At 59.9% G+C, this 529-nt stretch carries 1 pseudogene; it reads right to left on the bottom strand.

Annotated features, from left to right (window positions below):
* Nucleotides 1-517, bottom strand: a pseudogene (locus E5W87_RS35565) (calcium-binding protein); the annotation flags it as partial.
* Nucleotides 518-529: the final 12 nt, after the last annotated feature.

Below are 529 nucleotides of genomic sequence, written 5' to 3'. Positions count from 1 at the left end.
CCTGGATGGTTTGGGCCAATTCGTTGCCGGTCAGGTTGATTGCCGTGGTGCCGGCATCCTTCGTGGTGCCAAGGACTTCAATCGACGAGCCGGCCGAGAGCGCATAGCCCACAGAGGTCCACACCCTGTCTTGACCCTGGCCAGCGGACTCGACCACTTTGTCGCCGGCATTGTCGACATAGTAATCGTCATTGCCGCCATGGCCGGCCATTGTGTGGGCACCGGTTGCCCGAAGAACATCGGCTCCGCTGGTGCCGTCGAGTTTATCGGTAGTCGGAGGTGGGTTGTCGGTAGGTGGTGGGTTGTCGGCAGGAGGCGGGTTGTTGGTTGGAGGCGGGTTGTCGGTAGGAGGCGGGTTGTCGGTTGGAGGCGGGGTCGTGGTGCTGGTGTTGTGCTGCAGGAAAAAGGATTGCATTGACGGAGTGTTGCCAAGCGAGGTTTCGCCGTTCTGCGAGGCCCATTTATAGGCCATGTCAAAGGCAGGATTGGGAACCAGCCTTTCCCAGTGGTCCATCATGGTCTGCATCTG

The organism is Mesorhizobium sp. (genome assembly GCF_004962925.1).
Lineage (GTDB): Bacteria > Pseudomonadota > Alphaproteobacteria > Rhizobiales > Rhizobiaceae > Mesorhizobium.
Note: the sequence above shows the minus strand (reverse complement) of the source record. Positions and strands in the feature narration are given on the sequence as shown.